Annotated in this window: 18 protein-coding genes; 10 read left to right on the top strand and 8 right to left on the bottom strand. The window is 46.8% G+C overall.

Annotated features, from left to right (window positions below):
• Positions 1-117 precede the first annotated feature (117 nt).
• The 4 genes from AWU56_RS10385 to AWU56_RS10370 form a co-directional block, all read right to left on the bottom strand.
• On the bottom strand, positions 118-1,632 hold the full coding sequence (locus AWU56_RS10385; protein ID WP_286682482.1) for a Ppx/GppA phosphatase family protein: 1,515 nt from the start codon (positions 1,630-1,632) through the stop codon (positions 118-120).
• A complete protein-coding gene (gene ppk1 / locus AWU56_RS10380) occupies positions 1,616-3,691 on the bottom strand; it encodes a polyphosphate kinase 1 (RefSeq protein ID WP_272978310.1) in 2,076 nt (691 codons plus the stop codon). Before ppk1 ends, AWU56_RS10385 begins: the two co-directional genes overlap by 17 nt.
• Positions 3,692-3,771: 80 nt before the next feature.
• A complete protein-coding gene (locus tag AWU56_RS10375; protein WP_272978309.1) occupies positions 3,772-4,470 on the bottom strand; it encodes an OmpW/AlkL family protein in 699 nt (232 codons plus the stop codon).
• Positions 4,471-4,551: 81 nt separating this feature from the next.
• Positions 4,552-5,268 (bottom strand): YebC/PmpR family DNA-binding transcriptional regulator, encoded by a 717-nt coding sequence (locus AWU56_RS10370; protein ID WP_286682481.1) that lies wholly within the window; start codon positions 5,266-5,268, stop codon positions 4,552-4,554.
• A gap of 160 nt (positions 5,269-5,428) precedes the next feature.
• Between AWU56_RS10370 and AWU56_RS10365 the strand changes: the two genes are divergently transcribed.
• A complete protein-coding gene (locus tag AWU56_RS10365; RefSeq protein ID WP_286682480.1) occupies positions 5,429-6,238 on the top strand; it encodes a UDP-2,3-diacylglucosamine diphosphatase in 810 nt (269 codons plus the stop codon).
• On the opposite strand, the gene AWU56_RS10360 is transcribed toward AWU56_RS10365, so the two are convergent.
• Entirely contained in the window at positions 6,235-7,881 is a 1,647-nt protein-coding gene (locus tag AWU56_RS10360) for a GGDEF domain-containing protein (protein ID WP_286682479.1), read from the bottom strand. The genes AWU56_RS10365 and AWU56_RS10360 overlap by 4 nt on opposite strands.
• Positions 7,882-8,044: 163 nt before the next feature.
• On the opposite strand from AWU56_RS10360, the gene AWU56_RS10355 reads away from it, so the two are divergent.
• From AWU56_RS10355 to AWU56_RS10315, 9 genes are all read left to right on the top strand, one after another.
• Positions 8,045-9,094, top strand: a complete 1,050-nt coding sequence (locus AWU56_RS10355) for an isopenicillin N synthase family dioxygenase (RefSeq protein WP_286682478.1) — start codon at positions 8,045-8,047, stop codon at positions 9,092-9,094.
• A gap of 16 nt (positions 9,095-9,110) precedes the next feature.
• Positions 9,111-9,743 (top strand): peroxiredoxin, encoded by a 633-nt coding sequence (locus tag AWU56_RS10350; protein ID WP_272978304.1) that lies wholly within the window; start codon positions 9,111-9,113, stop codon positions 9,741-9,743.
• A 214-nt stretch (positions 9,744-9,957) separates the two neighbouring features.
• Positions 9,958-11,394, top strand: a complete 1,437-nt coding sequence (sufB, locus tag AWU56_RS10345) for a Fe-S cluster assembly protein SufB (RefSeq protein ID WP_006953975.1) — start codon at positions 9,958-9,960, stop codon at positions 11,392-11,394.
• 3 nt (positions 11,395-11,397) lie between these two features.
• Entirely contained in the window at positions 11,398-12,159 is a 762-nt protein-coding gene (gene sufC, locus AWU56_RS10340) for a Fe-S cluster assembly ATPase SufC (protein WP_006953976.1), read from the top strand.
• Positions 12,156-13,403, top strand: a complete 1,248-nt coding sequence (sufD, locus tag AWU56_RS10335; RefSeq protein ID WP_286682477.1) for a Fe-S cluster assembly protein SufD — start codon at positions 12,156-12,158, stop codon at positions 13,401-13,403. The genes sufC and sufD overlap by 4 nt, the downstream gene beginning before the upstream one ends.
• The gene (locus AWU56_RS10330) at positions 13,400-14,617 is read left to right on the top strand and encodes an aminotransferase class V-fold PLP-dependent enzyme (protein WP_006953978.1); all 1,218 of its coding nucleotides are present in this window, start codon (positions 13,400-13,402) and stop codon (positions 14,615-14,617) included. Before sufD ends, AWU56_RS10330 begins: the two co-directional genes overlap by 4 nt.
• Before the next feature lie 16 nt (positions 14,618-14,633).
• On the top strand, positions 14,634-14,993 hold the full coding sequence (locus AWU56_RS10325) for a HesB/IscA family protein (RefSeq protein WP_286682476.1): 360 nt from the start codon (positions 14,634-14,636) through the stop codon (positions 14,991-14,993).
• A 10-nt stretch (positions 14,994-15,003) separates the two neighbouring features.
• The gene (sufT, locus tag AWU56_RS10320; protein WP_272978301.1) at positions 15,004-15,537 is read left to right on the top strand and encodes a putative Fe-S cluster assembly protein SufT; all 534 of its coding nucleotides are present in this window, start codon (positions 15,004-15,006) and stop codon (positions 15,535-15,537) included.
• 31 nt (positions 15,538-15,568) lie between these two features.
• On the top strand, positions 15,569-15,976 hold the full coding sequence (locus AWU56_RS10315) for a SufE family protein (RefSeq protein ID WP_006953982.1): 408 nt from the start codon (positions 15,569-15,571) through the stop codon (positions 15,974-15,976).
• Here AWU56_RS10315 and AWU56_RS10310 read toward each other — a convergent pair.
• Genes AWU56_RS10310 through AWU56_RS10300 form a run of 3 tightly spaced genes read right to left on the bottom strand, consistent with a single transcriptional unit; the run spans position 15,973 to position 18,968 of the window.
• The gene (locus AWU56_RS10310; protein WP_286682475.1) at positions 15,973-16,479 is read right to left on the bottom strand and encodes a cytochrome b/b6 domain-containing protein; all 507 of its coding nucleotides are present in this window, start codon (positions 16,477-16,479) and stop codon (positions 15,973-15,975) included. The two genes, AWU56_RS10315 and AWU56_RS10310, sit on opposite strands and share 4 nt — an antisense overlap.
• 15 nt (positions 16,480-16,494) lie before the next feature.
• A complete protein-coding gene (locus tag AWU56_RS10305) occupies positions 16,495-16,782 on the bottom strand; it encodes a PepSY domain-containing protein (RefSeq protein ID WP_286682474.1) in 288 nt (95 codons plus the stop codon).
• An 8-nt stretch (positions 16,783-16,790) separates the two neighbouring features.
• Positions 16,791-18,968 carry a prolyl oligopeptidase family serine peptidase gene (locus AWU56_RS10300; RefSeq protein WP_286682473.1) on the bottom strand — a complete coding sequence of 726 codons (2,178 nt, stop codon included), beginning with the start codon at positions 18,966-18,968 and terminating at the stop codon, positions 16,791-16,793.
• Between the last annotated feature and the right edge of the window lie 9 nt (positions 18,969-18,977).

The raw sequence follows: 18,977 nt of genomic DNA, 5'->3' as shown, positions 1-18,977 counted from the left end.
AATAGCTGCCCGGACGGCAGTATTTCAGAAGGCACGTTATCCAATTTGCGTCGGAAATGATTTGATCCCGATCAAAAGTTAACCAAAGATTTGATCTGAACCCGTGGCTTGGGTTAGTTAAGCGATGATCAATTGGTACCCTAAAACACTCAGGTGCTTGTTTTCGCGAGCAATGTCGGCCTCTAAAATAGCACTTTTTGCCAATGGCCCTTGTAGGGTAAGAATCAGTTTTGCTCCCTTCAACGAGACCGAACGTAACGCCTCGTGAGTTTGCCGACTCGCATTAAGCAATACAGCTAAGCGTATCACCACTATCATGCGCGCTACCGTGAAATGCTCGAACTGAGCAAAATCGGTCAATTCTTCAGCGATGATTTTTTTACGATAATAACGACACAACATCGCCAACACACGCTGTTCATCGGAGCTAAATCCAGGCATATAGGCATTCGCTAGAATATAACCTGAATGCTTTTGAATGCCGCTTGAGCTAATGTTCATACCTACTTCATGTAGGCTACACGCACCGGCCAATAATAATCGGATATCGGGTGTATTAAGTTGCCATGTATTGCCTACGCCTTCCAGTATTAGCTCTGCCGAGGAAAGGACCCGCTTGGCTTGTGCTTCATCGACTTGATAACGAACCGCCATGCTTTGAATCGTCTTATACCGTATATCTTTGTGAAATACAGCCTGTTCAGCAAGTTCAAATAGCACACCCTCGCGCAAGGCTGCATCAACAGAACTGAGCTCATCAATACCGATCTCTTCACAGACAGCGATAAGCACTGCTAACCCGCCGACTATCGAGGGGATACGCTGCTGTTCAACATCACTCGAGTTAATCTCCGATATATGCCTTAAAGTTAAAAGCCTATCGCGTAATTGATGCAATGCTTTGAGCGTAATCGTGAGATCACCGTCTGTGCTACCGTGAATCCACCTAGCCAGCGCCTTGATCGTTCCTGAGGTACCTAATACCTGTTCGGCTCGTGCTTTCTTAAGCTGTTTACTAAACGGCTCAAGCTCCTGCTTCACACTCAATACGGCTTTATTAAAACGCTTGGGAGTGACTTTTCCTTTTGCAAAAAAGCGCTCAGAAACCACTAAACTACCAAAACTTTTTGATAATAATAATTCTGGTTCCTCAGCGTGGCCCACGGCAAATTCAGTACTACCACCGCCAATGTCGATAATCAGTCGTACACCACGAAACGGAACTGCTTGTGCCACACCCAAGTATATGAGTCGCGCCTCCTCTCGACCCGAAATGACCTCAATTGGAAACGGCAGTAACTGGCGAGCCGCCTGGATAAACTCCTTGCGATTATTGGCTTCTCGCAACGTATGAGTCGCCACGACACGGACGCGTTCAGGCGCAAAATCTCGTAAATGCATAGCAAATTGGGATAACGCATCTAAGCCTCGATCAAAGGCCTCAACACTAATCCCCTTATTGACTAACCCTTCCGCCAACGATACTCGCTGCTTAAATTTATGTATGGGTTGAATTTGCCCCTCAATGACTCGACCAATGATCAAGTGAAAGCTATTGGAGCCTAAATCAAGCGCCGCCAAGTGTTCTCGACTGTCAGACGTTAGCCGCTGCGTGTCATTTGTTTGAGTCATAGGCTCTGCTTTTAAAGTAGTCATGTATTTTTAACTGTGACCTCAAGCGCTTGCGACGAGGGATTTTGCCACGCTCAGACACTGGAGTGACATACTCATTCACTTGTTCCGCATCGATGCGGCGTGCTTTGATGTTATCGCGCCACTGCATGTCCATAATCGTCAGTATATCTTGTTGTGCCGTGTGATCGTATATGGGACATGCGACCTCAACACGATGATCGACATTACGTGTCATCAAATCAGCCGACGAAATAAAAACCTTTGTATCACCATCGTTACCAAAGATATAGACACGCGCATGCTCTAAAAACCGATCAATAATACTAATGATTTCGATATTTTCGCTGAGCTTAGGCACATTCGGTCGCAGCGTACACATTCCGCGCACAATACACCGAATTTTTACGCCAGCGCGACTCGCTCGGTAGAGTTGTACGATCAGCGCATTATCAACTAGGTTGTTCAGCTTTAGAAAAATTTCCGCGGGCTTGCCATTCTTTGCGTGGTTAATTTCCCGCTCAATAAGTTCGTTAATTCGGGTGCGCAGATTATTCGGTGCCACCAACAACTGGTGCCAAGGGTAAAAACGATAGGGTTGCTCGAGATAATTAAACACATTCTCAATGTCTGAGCAGATCTCAGGATGACAAGTAAACAAGCTAAAGTCGGTATAGAGTTTTGCTGTTTTTTCATGAAAGTTCCCCGTTCCAATAACACCATAACGACGAATAGCATGATCCTCTTGCCGATGTATCAATAATAACTTCGAGTGCACTTTGAGCCCTTGCAGACCAAAAATCACTTTCACACCCGATTCAGTCAGTTCCTTCGCCCACTCTATATTAGCCTCCTCGTCAAACCGCGCTTGCAGCTCGACCATCACAGTGACTTTCTTTCCATTTTGCACAGCCTCCATGAGCGAATGAATAATCCGAGAATTAGGCGCAACACGGTAAATACACATGTGAATTTTTAATACATGAGGGTCATAACAGGCCTGGCGAATTACCTCAGTAAAATGTGCAAACCGGTGATACGGGTAGTAGAGTAAAATGTCATTACGCTTAATCGCATCAAATACATTGTCAGCCTGCTCAAAACGCGGGTGCTTCAGTGCGGGAATCGGTGGGTGTTCGAGCTTTTTGCCACCTAAGTTTTCAAAACTTAGAAAGTCTTTCGTATTACGATAGCGCCCGCCCGCAACCATGGCATCGTACTGATTGAGATGCAGTTTCTTACTCAACAGGTTCAACATATGAATTGGCATTGCACGATCATAGACAAGCCTGACCGGGTCCGCTTTTTCGCGCTGTTTTAAGCCTTCTTCCATACGTTCAAGTAAACTCTGCTCAATATCATCAGAGGGGCGGTACTCTGCATCACGGGTCATTTTGAAAGAAAAGGCAATGATAGACTGAAACGGCACGATGCCTTTAAATAAACTGGCCAAATTGAGTAAAACAACATCATCTAAAAATAGTACTTTACGCAACTTACTATCACGCTTTTTAGGCAAAATAACAAAACGCGATAACTCATGAGAGGGGATCTGCACCGCAGCGTACTTACGTTGCCCAGATTGCTGCAATTGCGCCAGTAAATAAGTTTTGTCTTCGTTTATGACTTTAACTAAATCAGTCGTGTCGTTGATAAGGATGGGAACAATTTGTGGCTTTATTTTGTTATCAAAATATTCCCGTAAGCCTGCCTTTTCGTCTTCTGTAACCTGCTCACCAGAGGCCCAAATAATATTTTCAGCCCGCAACGCTTTTATCACTTTACGGTGAATCAGCTCGAACTGTTCCTGTAACTGCACTACCTTTTGTTGGATAAGATGCAGTAGACGTTCGCTGTCTTTACGCTGTGCATCGGTTTGAGCAAAGAAAATTCGTCGACGCACGTCGGCGACGCGGACCTGAAAAAACTCGTCCATGTTAGAGGAAAATATACCAAGGAATCTTACCCGTTCGATAACGGGCACTTCCTCGTCATTGGCTTCTTGAAGCACGCGCTCGTTAAACGAAAGCCAACTCAACTCTTTAAAATAGAACTTCATACAAAAACGCCTGGCCGCTTATCTATTTAATATACAGAATAGCGCGACCAAGCGATTACAGTATGACAGTAAAATGACAACTAGAAGGTATAACGTAGAGCAATCATCGCTACGTAAGGGTCAATTGCTACATCCGTCTGCTCAATTGTACTACCATTTAAACGAACCGACGCTGTGGTATCAATATCGATATGGCTTACCATTAACTGCGCGCCCCATTGTTCTGATAGCTTCCAGTTGACACCCGCTTGTATTGCGGCTCCCCAAGAGTTCGACAACGCCAAATCTACGGAGTCATCAGCGCCCGCTACACCGAGTGTTTGTAACGTTTGGGTTAGCTCGCTCGATGCCTGGTCATCGAAAAACGTGGTGTAGTTAACACCTACGCCAACAAAGGGCTCAAGTCCTTGTACGCCAGTATCCCAATGGTATTGCACGAATAAGGTCGGCGGTAAATGTTTGGTCTTACCAATCGATAAGCCACTCAACGTACCCGAACCGTAGATGTCGTGCGCGAATGGCGTCGCTGCTACCAATTCAAGACCCCAACCATTTTCCCACTGATAGTCAAAAGTCAGACCGAGCTGGGTGTTAGTGTTTACGGCGACACCGGTTGAATTAGCAGGTAGTCCTGCCACTTGCTCTACGGTGTTTAATGAGCTGCTGCTATCATCAGGAATCACTGAAATAGCGCCCACATTAATTGAAAAGTCTTGCGCTTGAGCGAAAGATGCGGCGAAAAGTGTTGCAAGTGCAACGGCGGAAGTTAAACGCTTCATGGGTCACTCCTACTTTTAGATGACCCATGAAGCATAACGAGTTTGAGATCAGCGAGGCTTGACCTGTATCAACAGAGCCTTTTATACCTCAGCATTGTGATAGATGTTTTGCACATCATCACAATCGTTCAGCATATCCATCAAACGCTCAAACATCGGCATGTCATCTTCCGCAATTTCGGTCGTGACATGAGGAACAAATTGAATTTCGTCCGTGTCAAAGTCAATATTGGCGAAAGCAGCGGTTAATGCTTGGCGCGTAGCTGCATATTCGGTATGGGGAGCAAATACAGTAACAACACCGTCATCAAACTCCACGTCGCCCACATCCACATCGGCTTCCATCAATGCCTCTAGCACGTCATCTTCGTTGTCATGTTTGAACGCAAAAATCGCACAATGTTCGAACGAGTGCATGACACTGCCCTGCTCACCAATCTTACATTTGCTTTTCGTGAAGCAGTTGCGCACCTCACCAAACGTGCGGTTTGGATTATCCGTAAGACACTCGACGATAACCATACAGTTACTGGGTCCATAACCCTCGTAACGAGCCGGTGAAAAATCTTCACCCGCACCGCCCTGAGCTTTATCAAGCGCTTTATCAATTACATGAGACGGCACTTGCTCTTTTTTAGCCCGGTCAATCAAGCTCCGTAATGCCAAGTTCGCATCAGGGTCGGGCCCACTTTGTTTTGCACAGACATAAATTTCGCGACCAAAGCGACTGTAAACACGGCTTTTTGCGGTCGCTGTTTTTGCAATGGATTCTTTTCGGTTTTGATAGGCGCGGCCCATAATAGTCTCTCTTACCTTACAAATCAGTTCATAAAACGCACCAGATTTTACACAGCCAGGGCTGAACGGTCTATTTTATTCACAGATTTGTCATGCGCTATTAAACGGGCTGTCATCTTTACGAGCTATTTTTTCAGCGTTCATCATCGGGAGGCTGAACATGAGCAAACACAAGCTATCGGTTAATACGCTGTTTCTTTCTGATATTCACCTCGGTTCATCCACCAGTCATTGTGAACTGCTACTTGAGTTTTTAAAGCATATTCGCTTTAAAAAATTAGTATTGGTGGGCGATATCATTGATTTATGGGCGATCCGTAGCAAAGGCCAAGGGCTGGATGAGTCGCATATTAAAGTGATCCGCAAACTGCTCAAGCAGGCGCAAGAAGGCGTACAGGTAATTTATATTACAGGCAATCACGATGGTGGCTTACGCCAGCTACTCGACGACTACCCCTTTGATAAGGGTATCGTCAATATCCAGTTGACCAACACCTATGATTATCACGCGTTAAATGGTCGCCGTTATATCGTAATGCACGGGGATCAATTTGATAATCAAGTAAGAGGACACCGCCTGCTCAATTGGGTTGGCGATAACATCTATGAAGGGTTGCTTAAAATTAACCGTTGCTTTAATCGTTGGCGCTCTCGAAAGGGTTATGTCTATTGGAGCCTAGCCAAAGCGGTAAAGTCGCGTTCTTCGCAAGCATTAAAATATGTTCACCGTTACCAACATGCTGCGACCGCCTACGCAGAGCGTAAAGGTTATGATGGCGTGATATGCGGACATATTCATGTGCCTGCTGAGCGTCATTTTAATAACACGCACTACTTAAATACCGGTGATTGGCAAGACTCCTGCAGCGCTATCATTGAACACGAAAATGGCGATTGGGAACTATTAGATGTGCCTTCATGGCTCAACAGCCAAGCGAGCATCAAACAACTCAAACCTCGCGTAGCTTAGCTCACCACACAATTACGTCCGCGACTTTTCGCGGCATACAGTGCCTTGTCAGCGTGACGTAGTACTTCATTATGCGTCGCGCCGTTGCGATGGATGGCAACGCCAAACGACGCTGTCACTTGAATTTCATGACCCTCAGATCGAATCACTAACGTCTCTAAGGCGGCGCGGAATCGCTCAGCGGTACGGGTTGCTTGTTGCAGCGTCTGATTGGGTAACAAAAGCGAAAACTCTTCACCGCCAGTACGCGCAAAGATATCGCTTTCTCGTACCAGTCGACCGAGTGTCTGCACCAAATCAATTAATACGCGATCACCCGCTTCGTGTCCAAAATTATCATTAATGCGCTTAAAATGATCGATATCAAACGTGACTATCGCCAAAGATTCTTGATAGCGCTCACTTCGATACACTAGTGTTTCTAAAGCCTCGGTAAAGAAACGTCGATTGTAAGCCCCCGTTAACGGGTCACGTTCAGCTTGTTCTTTCAGTTTCAACTCGAGTTCTTTTTCCTCGGTAATATCCCTGAGTGTACCCAACACCATTTCACCGTCAGCTTCCATTTCCACGATCTGCCTCACCCATAGATAATGCCCATCGGTGTGTTGGATGCGATGCTGAATATCAACCGTGTGACCCGGCTTTAATTCACGTTCGGCTTTTATAATTTGATCGAGGTCATCGGGGTGGGTTCTGTCTCGAAAAAAGTGAAAGTCGCCACTGTCTGGCTTTTCGCGCCAACCTAAGATGGTATAGATCATATCTGACCAATAGATTGTTTTTTCTTTAAGGTTGGCTTCCCAGTGGCCGAGTTTGGTTAACGCTTGCGCTTGTTTTAAATTCCGCCGACTGCGTTCGAGCTCGAGTTCCATCATTTTACGCTCAGAGATATCGACAATCATGCCGTACCAGCTAATCGAGTCGTTCGTTTTATAAACCGGTCGAGCTTGCCCGAATACCCAGCGCTCTTTACCATCCACGACCACGCGATATTCACAGATCCAATCAGTCATATTGGCACGCGATTCTGCGATAGTTTCTGTGATGTGAGGCATATCATCCGGGTGAAGGGTTTCAAAAACCGCCGATGCATCCTCAATGACGTGCTCCGGTTCGACACCGTAAATTTCTTTAATGCCTGCGCTCGCGTATGGGAATCGTGTGCGACCATCTTTAAACTGCTGAAACTCATAGACGACACCTGGAATTAACGAAGCAATCGTCGAAAAGCGATGACGCAACTCGACCAGATGGGTAATTTCAATATGACTTCCAATGACCCATTCAGGTTTGCCGTCGTCGGTCCACGTCTCACATCGTCCCGAATCGCGTACCCACACCCAATGTCCGTCTTTGTGACGCATACGCGCTTCACATTCATAAAACGGTGATCGACCCGCAAAATGATCCTGTAAGCGCTGATTCGATAGCACCAAATCTTCGGGGTGTGAATGTTGCAGCCAACTATCAATGGTCGGCGCTAGCTCATCTAGTTGATAGCCAATGATTTCAGCCCAGCGTTTGTTAAAACGACACTCGCCGGTTTGTACGTTCCATTCCCATGTGCCTGCTTGAGTCGCCTCAATCATCGATAAAAGCTTTTTTACATACAATGATTCAGGCGGAGTTAAGGATGTAAACATCAGAACGCAGGTTCCTTTTGCTCAATGGTTTTTGATTCAATATTCAGCAAAACAGAATATAGCAGTGAATATAGCGTTTCAATCTAATATAGAAACATTCGTTCGTTTATAAAGTATACCGTGCGTCATATATTGAGCGTCATTAAATTTAAGGGAGGCGCTTATGAATGCACCGACATTACCCGTCATCTCAATGACTGCGCTTGAATCTGAGTCAGGATTAGCTGAACTTCGTCGCGCTGCCAGTGATGTAGGCTTCTTTTATTTAGTTGATCACGGTATCAGTCACGAGAGTCAGCAAGACTATTTGCGGCTAAGCCGTGAGTTTTTTCAACTCTCTGCACAACAAAAACAGTCAGTCGATATGATTCACTCACCACACTTTCGTGGCTATAACGCGATGGGTAGTGAGATGACTGCAGGTCGACTCGATGCGCGTGAGCAGTTTGACTGGATGAACGAAGAACAGGCAATTCCTGACTCAGCATTGTCGCAACCTTGGCAAAAGCTGATTGGGCCTAATCTATGGCCAACCAGTATGCCGGCGTTAAAGCCGTCGTTAACGAAGCTACAAGATCAGTTGAGCGACATCACCGTTAATCTATTACAAAGATTATGTGCGTCGTTAGGTGTTGAAGCGCATGCCCTCGATCACACAATAGGTAAGCAACCTTATACCCACGCCAAATTGATTCGCTACCCTGGTCAAAATAGGCCACAGCAAGGAGTCGGAGCGCACAAGGATCCAGGTTACTTAACGTTGGTCATGCAAGATGAGCAAAGCGGGCTTAAGGTTGAACGCAACGGTCAATGGATAGCTGTGGAGCCTATTCCCGGCGCTTTTGTTGTCAATATTGGTGAACTGCTAGAACTTGCATCAAATGGCTTTTTAAAGGCAACTAATCACAAAGTTGAAAGTCCAAAGCAAGGTGTCGAACGCTATTCGATCGCTTTTTTTATGGCGGCTCAGCTCTCTGCGACAGTGCCTGTGCTCGCGTTACCTGAGGAGCTCAAGGCTCGTGCATTAGGGCCAACTACCGATCCCGATAATCCGTTACTAACCGATGTCGGTAATAATGTACTCAAAGGTCGTTTACGTTCACACACACATGTGACACGTCGGTATTACTGTCAGCAACAAGCACGGACATTGTTGGCAAGAAGTTTTGCATACATGCCGATCACCGATATTTGTAATGAATGCAGTATTTAATGTAAGGAGAACAGCAATGGGTTTACGAATTGGCGATACAGCACCAAACTTTGAAATTGAAACCACTCAAGGCAAAATCGACTTCCATGATTGGGCAAAAGGCTCTTGGGTCTTCTTTTTTAGCCATCCAGCCGATTATACCCCCGTGTGTACCACCGAGATGGGCCGAACAGCTCAGCTAGCGCCTGAATTTGAAAAGCGTAATGTGAAGCCACTGGGCTTATCCACGGATACAGTCGACGCACACAAAGGCTGGATTAATGACGTCAACGACACTCAAAACACATTACTTGAGTTCCCGATCGTTGCCGACCAAGAGCGCAAAGTAGCTGAACTCTACGATATGATCCACCCGGGTGAAAGCCAAACGGCAACGGTACGTTCAGTATTTATTATCGATCCCGACCAGAAAATTCGTTTAACCATGACTTACCCGATGACAGTCGGTCGTAACTTTGCAGAAATTCTACGTGTGATCGACGCACTACAAACTACGGATTCACAAGAAGTGGCTTGTCCCGCTGATTGGGTGCCGGGCGATCGTGTGATAATCCGCCCGACGGTATCGGAAGAAGATGCACAGAAGAAGTTCCCGCAAGGCTATGAAACATTGCGTCCATATCTACGCTTAACGGATATCAACAAGTAACTTAAACGAACCTGTTTAATTGAGCCGGCACTTTCGCCGGCTTTTTTGTTTCCTCTCTTGCCACAATCGATCCTTTCATGATCATCCACCGATCCCAGCAAAGACTTGTGCATTAAAAAAGCATATAATACGCGCCCGAAGGGCGGTTTAAAGTTGAGTGTTTTACTCGGGTATTTTATAATGAAAGTATCTTAAGTTCAGCAAGGTGGTAAGCATGAGCGAACAAATTGATCAGGCACTCGCACGTAAATATGATGCGGGTTTTGTCTCAGAAATCGAATCAGAAACCTTTCCCAAGGGGTTAGATGAGGATGTCATCCGCCGCCTGTCGGCCATTAAAGGTGAACCTGAGTGGATGCTTGAATGGCGATTAAAAGCCTACCGAACTTGGCTCAAGCAAACCGAGCCTGAGTGGGCGCACGTGGATTATCCAAAGATCGACTATCAAGATATTTCCTATTACTCTGCGCCGAAGTCGATGAAAGACAAGCCGAAGTCATTGGACGAAGTAGACCCTGAGTTATTGCGCACCTACGAAAAGCTTGGGATTCCTTTGCATGAGCAAGAAATGCTTGCGGGCGTGGCGGTTGATGCTGTGTTTGATTCTGTTTCCGTGGTCACCACCTTCCGCGAGAAACTCGAGGAAGCCGGTGTTATCTTCTGCCCAATTTCTGAAGCACTGCACAAGTACCCCGACTTGGTAAAAAAATATCTTGGCACGGTAGTGCCGCGCGGCGATAACTACTTCGCTGCACTCAACAGCGCTGTATTTACTGATGGTTCTTTCGTGTACATCCCGAAAGGCGTTCGTTGCCCGATGGAGCTCTCAACGTATTTCCGCATCAACGAGCAAAATACAGGTCAATTTGAGCGTACATTAATCGTTGCCGAAGAAGGCAGTTATGTAAGCTACCTCGAAGGTTGCACGGCACCGCAACGTGACGAGAATCAGTTGCACGCTGCGGTAGTAGAGCTCGTCGCCTTAGACGATGCAGAAATCAAATATTCAACGGTACAAAACTGGTATCCAGGCGATGAAAACGGTAAAGGCGGCATCTACAACTTCGTTACCAAGCGTGGTCTGTGCGAGAAAAACGCCAAGATCTCTTGGACGCAAGTTGAAACAGGTTCTGCTGTGACGTGGAAGTATCCAAGCTGTATTCTTAAAGGTGATAACAGTGTCGGTGAATTCTATTCAGTGGCGCTCACCCGTGGTAAACAACAAGCCGATACCGGCACTAAGATGATTCACTTGGGTAAAAACACCAAATCGACCATCATCTCTAAGGGTATTTCAGCGGGCTACAGTAATAATGCCTATCGTGGTTTGGTACGGATGGGGCCAGGTGCCGAAGGCGCGCGTAACTTCACTGAGTGTGACTCGCTACTCATTGGCGATAAGTGTGGCGCGCATACATTCCCGTATATCGAAAGTAGCAATCCGAGTGCGATTGTTGAACACGAAGCAACAACATCTAAGGTCAGCGATGACCAGCTCTTTTTATGTCAGCAACGAGGCCTTGACCCTGAGAAAGCAGTCTCAATGATTGTGAATGGCTTCTGTAAAGAAGTATTCCGCGAGCTTCCTATGGAGTTCGCCGTGGAAGCCGGTAAGTTGCTTGAAATCAGTCTTGAAGGTTCAGTGGGGTAATAAATGCTTACGATCAAAGATCTACATGCACGCGTCGAAGAAAAAACCATTATCAAAGGGCTTAACTTGGAAATTAAGCCCGGTGAAGTGCACGCAATCATGGGCCCCAACGGTGCTGGTAAAAGTACCTTAGGATACGTATTGTCGGGTCGTGATGGCTATGAAGTGGAACAAGGTGAAGTCAACTTCAACGGCGCTAATCTGCTCGATATGGAAGTCGAAGAACGTGCTCAAGCCGGACTGTTCTTAGCATTCCAGTATCCTGTCGAGATTCCTGGCGTGAGCAACATGGAGTTCATGAAAGAGTCTGTTAACGCAATGCGCAAAGCACGTGGCGAAGACGAGCTGAGTTCTGCTGAATTCTTGAAAATGGCGAAAGAAGCGTGCAAACAAGTGAACTTGCCGCTTGACTTCCTCAAGCGTGGTGTCAACGAAGGCTTCTCGGGCGGCGAGAAAAAGCGCAACGAAATCATGCAGTTAATTATGCTAAAACCGAAGTTGGCGATTCTTGATGAATCAGACTCGGGACTCGACGTTGACGCATTACAAGTGGTCGCTAACGGCGTTAATAGCCAACGTGACGGCGAACGTAGCTTTATCGTTGTAACTCACTATCAGCGCCTACTTGATTTCATCGAGCCAGACTACGTGCATATCTTGGCACAGGGTAAAATCGTCAAGAGTGGTGGTCCAGAGCTTGCGAAAGAAGTTGAAGCATCCGGTTACGCTTGGTTAGGTCAAGCAGACGAGGGAGAAAAAGCATGAGTCAATGGTTAGCCCACGTAATTGAGCGTGCCGCCGCCGTTGATGATTGGTTATCACCAGTACGTGCGGAGGCACTGGCCAAGCTGAAAGAACAATCTTGGCCTGGACGTCGCACCGAAGCGTGGCGATACACGTCGCTGCACGCGGTCGAAGATTTATCGTTGCCGACCGAGAGTAATGCGCAAGCAGAAGCGCCCGCGATTAAAGGGCTCGATGCCATCGACTTAGTATTTGTTGATGGACGCCTAACCAGCGATTTGGCGGCACTCAACCTGCCCGAAGGCTTAACAATTCGTTCTTTGACGGATAAATCGGACATCGCTGAACAAGTCTTTACTCAGGTAAAACCAAGTCACCATTTATTTGGACTGGTTAATGACGTACTCGCGACACAGGGGATCGTTATCGAGGTAGCGGCTAACGCAACCATTGAGCGCCCTATCCGGGTCGTGAACTTTGCGACCGACAACGTCGAATCGCACACGCGTGTGCTGGTAAGCTTAGGCGACAATGCTAAAGCAACGGTAATCGAGCACGGTAGCGGTACGGGTCATAGCTTGAATACCGCCTTTGCTGAGTATGATATTGCTGATAATGCACGTTTAGAACATTATCGTTTTGCACTGCATCAGGGTGAAGCGATCCATGTCGGCGGTAGTCACTTTAAGCTCGCTAATAAAAGTCGTTTAAATAGCACGTTAATCGGTTACGGCTCACAATTAACGCGTTTAGACGTGGATATTATTCACGCAGGTGAGCATGCGCACGCGAAATTTAATAACGCGTACTTATTAGCACCCAAAGAGCATTTTGATCTACACAGTACGATTGAGCACGCGATGCCTAATGGTACCACTGAAGAAAATGCGCGCGGTATCATCGGCGATAAAGCGAAAGCTGTATTTAACGGTCGTATCCACATTCATCGCGATGCGCAAAAAACATTAGCAGAGCTGAATAACCGCAACCTACTGCTATCGCGCGGAGCGCAAATTAATACCAAGCCCGAGCTAGAAATCTACGCCGATGACGTGCAATGTGCTCACGGTGCAACCGTCGCAGAAATAGATGAAGAAGCACTGTACTACTTGTTAACGCGTGGTATTGATAAGCAAAAAGCGTTGGTGATGCTCAACTTTGGTTTCGTCCAAGAGATGGTTTTCGACATGCCAAATGAAGCGTTAGCCGAATGGTTACAGCCTATTCTGAAGCAGCGCTTTGAAGACATGATGGAGCGCTCATGAGCCTGAATGTGGAGCAAATTCGTGCCCAGTTTCCGGTGCTGCAAGAACAAGCTAATGGTCAGCCGTTAGTGTATCTCGATAACGCAGCGACCACGCAAAAGCCGCAGGCGGTTATCGATGCATTGGTTGAATACTATTCGACCTATAATTCGAATGTTCACCGTGGCGCGCATTTTTTATCGGATAAAGCGACGCGTCGTTATGAGGAAGCGCGTCAAGTGGTTGCACACTATCTTAACGCTTCACGCACCGAAGAAGTGATTTGGACTTCAGGCACCACCGAAAGTATTAATTTGATTGCTAACGGTGTTGCACAGCGCTTAGAAGCCGGCGATGAAGTTGTGGTGACCGAAATGGAACACCATGCAAACCTGGTCACCTGGCAGCAAGCTTGTAAAAAGGCAGGAGCCACACTTAAGGTTGCACCAATTAATGATGCAGGCGAGCTTGATATCACGGCATTTGAGGGCCTCGTCACTGAGCGCACAGCGTTCGTGGCATTCCCTCATATCTCTAATGCGTTGGGCACCATTAATCCTGTTCAAGAGCTGACCCAAATCGCCAAGGCGGTAGACGCATTGGTTTTAGTTGATGGGGCTCAAGGGGTTGCTCATGGCGCCGTTGACGTGCAGGCAATAGGCTGCGATTTTTACGTATTCTCAGGTCATAAAGTATTTGGTCCAACCGGTGTTGGCGCGCTGTGGGGCCGTTACGAATTACTACAAGACTGGCCTGTGTGGTTGGTCGGTGGCGAGATGATTGCCACAGTCACCTATCAAGATGCAACCTGGGGTGAATTACCCAACCGGTTGGAAGCTGGCACACCTAATATCGCTGGTGTTATCGGTCTTGCTGCTGCTTTGCGTTGGTTACAGCAGTTCGATGCTGATGCAATTTTAGCGCATGAGCAAGATTTGCTGACCTATGCCACCGAGTGTGCGAGTACCATTGAGGGTATGCGCTTAATCGGTACCGCGAAAAATAAAATTGGCGTGATGAGTTTTGTGCTCGAAGGCACTCATCCAGCGGATGTTGGTTTTATCCTCGATAAACAAGGCGTGGCGATCCGTACCGGTGATCACTGTGCACAGCCTTTGATGAAACGGCTAGGCGTGCCAGGCACCGCGCGGGCATCGTTCTCAATATATAATACGCGAGCTGACATCGATCGCTTGTTTAGTGCAATCAAAAAAGCACAAATGATGTTAGCGTAACGACAGGAGGTAAATTATGTCTGTCGAATCTTTTGTACCTAATCAACAACTCATTAGCATGACCCCAACCGCTATTAAGCATTTTGAGGGCAAACTAGCTGATCAACCTGGCGCGATACTGCGCTTATCGACCAAAATGAGCGGCTGTACTGGCTATGCATACGTGTTGAATGCGGTTCCTGAAGCTGAGGCTGATGATGAGCTGGTGCACGTTAATGACACACTCACCGTGGCGATTGCTAAAGATGCCGTTGATGTCCTGCGTAATACCGAAATTGATTACGTCAAAGAAGGCATCAATGGTGTGGTAAAATTTAATAACCCTAACGTGGTTAATGAGTGTGGCTGTGGTGAAAGCTTCAGCGTGCAGGAATAGGTACTGATTCATGCAACAAAAAATGGTCACCACCCAACGCGAAGTTAAGTGTCGTAAAGTACCCTCGGGCGAAGTTAAGATTATCCCTAAAGGCGAATTCGTCAACATAACCCAAGACTTAGGTGGCAACTACACCGTGACTTGGATGGGTAATATGTTGCGCATTGATGGCACAGACGCCGATGCGATTGGTCGTAAGCCGCAGACGCTTGACTTCGAGCCGCCTGTTGATGGCCAGATTAGTGAGTCCCAAGTATGGGAAGCACTCGAGACTATTTTCGATCCAGAGATCCCTATCAACTTAGTCTCTTTAGGACTGATTTATGCCGTCAACATCGATCAAGATGCGCAACGCATTGATATTGATATGACGCTAACGGCTCCCGGTTGCGGTATGGGCCCCGTACTCGTAGGTGATGTCGAGTATCGCTTGAGCTTAGTGCCCCATGTGAAGGACGTCCAAGTCAATTTGGTATTCGATCCACCGTGGTCGCGCGACATGATGTCCGAAGAAGCTCAGCTTGAAGCAGGCGTATTCTTTTAATTGTTAGCAGTCAATAAAGGTCGACGTGAAGATGAATCTACCCAGCACTGATGAAATCATTGAAGATCTCGAGTTTTTAGATGATTGGGAGCAACGCTACCAGTATATTATCGACCTCGGTAAGGGCTTACCGGGTCTCCCTGAGGCGCTTCGTAAAGACGAATTTATCGTGCGGGGTTGTCAAAGTAATGTGTGGCTCATTGCTGAGCAAAAAGACGGCCGTTTATTGTTTCAAGTGGACAGTGACGCAGTCATCGTACAAGGCTTACTGACACTCGTATTAGCGGCATTTCACAATAAGACACCTGAACAAATTTTAGCGTTTGATATTGATGGTTACTTCAAAGAACTGGATTTAGAAAATCACATTACGCCGACCCGTGGTAATGGGCTTAAAGCGATTGTCGCTAAAATTCAGTCAATAGCACAGAACGCTTAGTCGCGCCGACCTGTGATCATTGGGCGCATTAATTGAATGCGCCCCCACCATTGCACAAAGATAACGGCAACAATGTGCAGGCAGACTAAAGCAAACAAAGTGTGCGCACCGAGTTCATGTAAATCCTCTAGCATGCTGCTACCATAAAAGGCATCCACTTCCTCAAGCATGAATCCAGTCGTTGCTTGATACGCCAATAGCACCATCATCAGTAAGATAACGACTCCACCTAACGGATTGTGCCCGGCATCTCGAGGTAACTGACGTTGTTTTAACTGCGTGATGTGAGTCTTAATGCGCGAAGGCGTTGGAAAAAAGTCACTGAACCTCGCCCGTTGAGGTCCTAAAAAGCCCCAGACAACGCGGAAAATAAGCCAAGCAAAGGCATAATAACCAGCAATTTGATGCGCTGTCTCACCCGGCTCGAGTAAGAAATAATTCAGTACAAAAGCGAGCGCTATGCTCCAATGAAACAAACGAATGCCGATGTCCCAAATTTGCATAGCGCTCTCTTTACCTTATTCCATTTCTTGTTTAACGATACTGCCATCAACCGGATTAAAGTAAATTTCTACTTTTTGGTCGTCAGCATTAAAGCCATAGATCTCATAACACTGACCTTCGGTGACTTTAAACTCGTTAATTTTATAGCCTTGCTCTTCCAGGCCTTGCTGAAACTCAGCTTGGTCCATCCATTCACTCTGTGGCGCAGAAGTACACTGAGTATGTGACTCTTCTGCACTACAGGCACTTAATAATAAAGTGCCCGATGCGACAGCGATTGAAGCTAACAATGTTGCTCTCATTACGCCTCCTATTCGTTTGGTAGCGACTGATAACCCATGTGATATAGGGTAAAGCCGAAAATATCCGAATACTGCTCAATGGTCTTCGATACAGGCGTGCCTGCACCATGTCCTGCATTTGTTTCGATACGGATCAGCTGCGGTGCATCACCACCTGCTTTATCCTGCAACTCTGCGGCAAACTTAAATGAGTGCGCAGGCACCACACGGTCATCGTGATCACCGGTAGTAATCAATGTTGCTGGATACTCCACACCTTGTTCTACGTTATGAACGGGCGAGTAGTTCAGCAGGTATTGGAACATCTCTTTGCTGTCCTCTGCTGTACCGTAGTCGTAGGCCCAGCCTGCGCCAGCAGTGAAGGTATGGTAACGCAACATATCCAAAACGCCGACGGCAGGTAAGGCAACCGCAAACAAGTCAGGACGTTGTGTCATCGTTGCCCCGACCAACAGACCGCCATTGGAACCGCCACGGATAGCAAGCTTTTCTTTTGACGTGTAATCTTCATCAATCAAGTACTCTGCAGCGGCAATAAAGTCGTCAAAGACGTTCTGCTTTTGCATCTTCGTACCGGCATCGTGCCACGCCTTACCATACTCACCACCACCACGTAGGTTAGCAACGGCATAAACACCGCCCATTTCCAACCACGCCGCATTTGCGATGCTGAACGAAGGCGTTAAGCTGATATTAAAGCCACCATAGCCATATAGAATCGTTGGATTACTACCGTCGAGCTCCGTACCTTTTTTATAGGTAATGATCATGGGCACCTGAGTACCGTCTTTAGACGTGTAGAACACCTGCTTCGACTCATAGTTACTGGAATCGAAATCCGCGCCGGACTCTTCGTAAACGGTTGATTCGCCAGTATCCGGATTCAAAGCATAAATAGTTTGTGGCGTGCTGTAATTAGTAAATGAGTAGTACAACGTTTCAGCGTCGTCTTTACCGCCAAAACCACCTGCACTCCCGACACCTGGTAAGTCGATTTGTCGAATTTCTTTACCTTGGTAGTCAAACTGCTTCACTTGCGAGACCGCATCGACCATATATTCCGCGAAAATATAGCCTGCCCCGGTGGTTGGGTTGAGTACGTGCTCAGTCTCAGGGATCAAGTCGCTCCAATTCGCTTCTTGTGGCGCTCCAGCATCAACGACTACGACACGGCCGTTAGGCGCTTCACGGTTGGTCTCGATATAGAGTTTACCGTCTTCACTGTCTAACACCGATACATCTGAGTCATAGTCATCGACCACAGTGACCAGAGACGCATCCTCTTTGCTCAAATCTTTGATAAAGAGTTTATTGCCTGATGTTGAATTAGCGGCAGAGATCACCAAAAACTGATTGTCGTCTGTCACGTAGCCGCCCACATAGCGGTGCTTCTGCGCGTCCGTGCCACCAAATACCAATTCGTCATCGCTCTGCGACGTGCCTAACTCATGGTAATACAGCTTATGTTGATCAGTTTTTGCCGAGAGCTCACTACCTTCCGGCTTATCATAGCTTGAATAGTAGAACCCTTCGTTACCTTTCCAAGAGATACCACTGAACTTCACATCAACCAGTGGGTCCTCAAGACGCTCTTTCGTTTCAGCATCAATGACAATAATTTTACGCCAGTCACTCCCGCCCTCAGAAATCGAATAAGCTGCTAGTTTTCCATCTTCACTAAAGGTCAGTTGTGCTAATGACGTTGTTCCATCTTCGCTGAAGGTATTCGGATCCAAGAACACTTCTTCTGCGTCACTATCGTTCTTCTTACGATAGACCACATACTGGTTCTGCAAACCATCGTTCTTGTAATAATAGGTGTAGTCGCCCTCTTTAAATGGTGCACTGACTTTCTCGTAATTCCACAACTCCGTCAGGCGCTTTTCAATTTTGTCGCGGAACGGGATTTTTTCTAAATGATTGAAGGTGACCTCATTTTGCGCTTCTACCCACGCTTCGGTTTCGGCACTCCGATCATCTTCTAACCAACGATACGGATCTTTCACTTTTGTATCGAAATAAGTATCGACGGTATCCCCTTTGCGTGTTTCTGGGTACTTCACTTGCATCGACTCCGCTTGTTGCTTTTCCACTTGCTGAGTTTCGGCTGTTTGCGACGAATCGTTTTGTGCTGGAGAGCACGCGACAAGTACGCTAACAGCGACAGCACTGAGTACGTATTTCATAGATAGTTC

Source organism: Idiomarina sp. T82-3, assembly GCF_001577655.1.
Lineage (GTDB): Bacteria > Pseudomonadota > Gammaproteobacteria > Enterobacterales > Alteromonadaceae > Idiomarina > Idiomarina baltica.
The sequence above is the reverse complement of the archived record's forward strand: the minus strand, read 5'-3'. Positions and strand labels throughout refer to the sequence as shown.